This window comes from Halospina denitrificans (assembly GCF_004364635.1).
GTDB classification, from domain to species: Bacteria; Pseudomonadota; Gammaproteobacteria; order Pseudomonadales; family Oleiphilaceae; genus Halospina; species Halospina denitrificans.
Map to the genome: position 1 here is coordinate 1 of NZ_SOAX01000012.1, position 2,901 is coordinate 2,901.

At 54.0% G+C, this 2,901-nt stretch carries 4 protein-coding genes and 2 pseudogenes; 3 read left to right on the forward strand and 3 right to left on the reverse strand.

Features of this window, described 5'->3' with window-relative positions:
- Nucleotides 1-92: pseudogene (locus DES49_RS15690) on the forward strand (type II toxin-antitoxin system RelE/ParE family toxin); the annotation flags it as partial.
- A 67-nt stretch (nucleotides 93-159) separates the two neighbouring features.
- Here DES49_RS15690 and DES49_RS15855 read toward each other — a convergent pair.
- The gene (locus DES49_RS15855) at nucleotides 160-471 is read right to left on the reverse strand and encodes a type II toxin-antitoxin system RelE/ParE family toxin (RefSeq protein ID WP_424955243.1); all 312 of its coding nucleotides are present in this window, start codon (nucleotides 469-471) and stop codon (nucleotides 160-162) included.
- 5 nt (nucleotides 472-476) lie between these two features.
- Entirely contained in the window at nucleotides 477-713 is a 237-nt protein-coding gene (locus DES49_RS15395) for an addiction module protein (protein WP_133737326.1), read from the reverse strand.
- A gap of 197 nt (nucleotides 714-910) precedes the next feature.
- On the opposite strand from DES49_RS15395, the gene DES49_RS15400 reads away from it, so the two are divergent.
- Together DES49_RS15400 and DES49_RS15405 are read left to right on the forward strand one after the other, a co-directional pair.
- Nucleotides 911-1,192: a type II toxin-antitoxin system RelE/ParE family toxin gene (locus tag DES49_RS15400; protein WP_133737327.1), complete on the forward strand. Its 282-nt coding sequence runs from the start codon at nucleotides 911-913 to the stop codon at nucleotides 1,190-1,192.
- 1 nt (nucleotide 1,193) lies between these two features.
- Complete coding sequence (locus tag DES49_RS15405; protein WP_133737328.1) at nucleotides 1,194-1,454, forward strand: helix-turn-helix domain-containing protein; 261 nt, start codon at nucleotides 1,194-1,196, stop codon at nucleotides 1,452-1,454.
- A gap of 29 nt (nucleotides 1,455-1,483) precedes the next feature.
- Here DES49_RS15405 and DES49_RS15410 read toward each other — a convergent pair.
- Nucleotides 1,484-2,438 (reverse strand): annotated as a pseudogene (locus DES49_RS15410) (IS110 family RNA-guided transposase).
- Nucleotides 2,439-2,901: the final 463 nt, after the last annotated feature.

The window sequence follows — 2,901 nt, forward strand, 5'->3', positions numbered from 1 at the left end:
TTTTTTATCGTGAGGATGAGAGTCGGGTTCTCGTCCTCTATGTCATGAGAGAGGAGCGGCAGCTTCGTGCGTACATGCTTGGTAGCAGCTAACCAAGCGCGTCACTCGGATGCCTTTGTCTCCGCTTCGCTACGTCAAAGTCACCGGTGCGCTTCGGCGTTATGGGGACAGCCGTCTCCGCCAGTAGTTTGGTTTTCTGGAGTGGTGAGCAAAAGCAACGACTATGATAGCTTGGTTTCTTTCGATGGTTACCAGGGAGAAGGGGAATCTATGAAGGATGAGTTGTTTTGCTCCGGATTCTGCGGCGTCATGGTTGACTGGAACCAGTGGGGGATGGGGTCTCTCAAGCAGCGCTATTGCTTGTTCGAAAGCATTGATCAGGCGTTCTCCAAGCCCCACTTCTTCCTGCTCGTACCAGGAAGCGGCTTCTTCCAACTCTGTAGCAGCTTCCCTGCTGACTCTTACTCTCAAAACGATCAGCCTCTAATTCGATCTCTGGCGCGGGATAGAACTTCCTTTGCATCGAGCAGCTCTGCCTCTCCTGAATCAATCTGTTGGATTCTTCGGCGAATCTCACGGCCCCACGCTTCTGCAACACCTTCATCTGCAGGGCCATCCAGGCTTGCCACCAGATCTTTGGCTAAAGCGGCGCGCTCCTGTTCGGAGAGCGTCATAGCAGCGTTTCTGAGGGTTTCGAGTTCGAGCGCAGTCATTTGACACCCCGCGGAGATAGACATAGGTAAATGATGCAGGATGTTTCACCCCATAACAAGTGGCAGGACGGTGACCGCTTTTCCGCCGCGCTGCGGCTCCAAATCGGCACGTGTGCCAAGCGTTATGCGGCTAAGGAGTGATGGTTCCGGCTTCCGCAACTTGACATACCATATGTGGTATACATACTATTTTTGGTATGTGGGAAATATTCGAGCATCGGAGAGTGGCAAAGAGTCTGGCGGCAGCGCCCGTCGAGGTCCAGAAGCGGTACGAGAAATGGAAAGACATTGTCTCCATCTCCGGGCCTCAGGGGCTGCGCCATATTCGGGGTTTTAACGACGAGGCCTTATCAGGTAAGTGGAAAGGATTCCGTTCCTCGCGACTCGATATCCAGTACCGCGTCATCTACCGTGTACAGAAGGATCAGGTGCTAGTAGAAGTTGAGAAAGTAACTCCCCACGATTACGGGAGGAAATGAAATGAGCGAATATCGTAAAGCCAAGAAGCGAGTTGAGGTTTCTGTTGGTGAGTCGGTGCGCATCCTGCGTGAATTGCAGGAGATGAGCCAGAATGGCCTGGCGACCGCTACCGGCATACCTCAATCCACCATTTCTGCCATCGAGAATGGTCGCGTACGACTTGGTGTAGACCGCGCCAAGGTCTTGGCTAGGGCTTTGCGGTGTCACCCCGCGGTTCTGGTGTTCCCTGGTTGGGATGTCGAGGACGAATCAGCCGCATAACCAGTGACTATGGTTTCAACCCCCAATTTTTAACCCATTTTCGGATCCCAGAACGCGCCGTCTCGTACCATCGAATTGAGGATGACGATCATCTTCCGTACGCAGGCAATGAGGGCGGATTTCTTGGTTTTTCCTTTGGCGAGTAATTTGTTGTAGGTGGCCTTAAAAACCGGATTGCACTGGATGGCTGACATCATGGCCATGTACATCACGGTGCGTATTTGGGCGCGTCCACCGCGTATTTTTCGCTCTCCCTGGTATCGTCCGCTTTCCCGATTCATGGGAGCGACACCAATGAGTGCGGCGGCTTCCTTGTTGGAGATGTAACCCAGCTCGGGCATGTTGCTGATCAGGCTGAGCGCGACCACATTGCCGATGCCCGGCATGCTTTGGATGATGTCGTTTTTGGCCTTGTAGTCGTCACAGCTTTCGATCAGTTTCTGAAGCTTCTGGTCGACCTTATCGATCTGATTGCTGAGCGCGGTGAGGATCGGCTTGATCGTGCTGGCCATGCTTTTGGGCATGATCTGCTGGCGGTTCTTTTCCATGGTCTGCATGTTCAGCAACTGGCGCCGACGAGCCAGTAAGTCGCTCATTTGTTGCAGCAGTCCCGGCCGGAGCTGTGACAGCCGCGGCTTGATCGCCTCGCCGTAATGCGCGATGAGTTTGGCATCCAGCGGATCGGTTTTGGCGATCCGGCCAATGGCGCCCCCGAATTTTTTGATGTGCACAGGATTGGCAATGACGAAGGGAAGCTCAGCCTTGGCGCAGGCACACACAAAGGCGTGTTCCAGGCGGCCGGTGGCCTCGATGATGATGCGGGTCGGTTGGTATTTCTTGAGCGTCCCGATGGCTTCTTGAATGCCCTGGTCGTCATTGGCAACGGCAAACGCGATACCCAGGGGACGAATGTAAAAAATCGAGCTGAAACTTGCCGGTGTCCACACCGACGTTAATCTCATTTTGAATGTTTTTGCGGTCCATAATAAGCTGACTCTGCCTTGCTAATGCGGGCTTGGGGCCCAGTTGACTATTCGAGTTGGTAGCTTGGAGTCCTGGCCAGCGTTCTCACTGGTTAACGGTCTCTCGATAGAGGAACCTAAGCTGCATCGAACTGCTGGCTAGGAAAGCGCTAGTGGCCGCTAGCGCCTGGGCCTCACTTTACCCAATTTCTCGGTAGGAATTATCCATACAAGCGGCTCTACGGCGACCGCCTTTCCGGCGCGTAAGCCTTCTCTACATGGACTCCCCCTGCGGTCAAGCAACGCCATTTGATTCCGAAGCGGTTTGAGACTGCAGCTCTACATTCGGCCTCTTTGTGGGCTCTTATGCCCGGGCCAGGATGATGATGCGTGTGAGTGATGGCCTCATTCGTTAGTCGGCTTGTATCAGCCGTAAGGCTTAACAGGCTCTGTCACTCTCGGTCTGACCGTTCCGTCATCGCTTG

What these genes read in the sequence shown, in the direction of transcription:
- DES49_RS15400 (WP_133737327.1), top strand. Translation starts at nt 911, where the DNA reads ATGTGGGAAATATTCGAGCATCGGAGAGTGGCAAAGAGTCTGGCGGCA.
- DES49_RS15405 (WP_133737328.1), top strand. Translation starts at nt 1,194, where the DNA reads ATGAGCGAATATCGTAAAGCCAAGAAGCGAGTTGAGGTTTCTGTTGGT.
- DES49_RS15395 (WP_133737326.1), bottom strand. Translation starts at nt 713, where the DNA reads ATGACTGCGCTCGAACTCGAAACCCTCAGAAACGCTGCTATGACGCTC.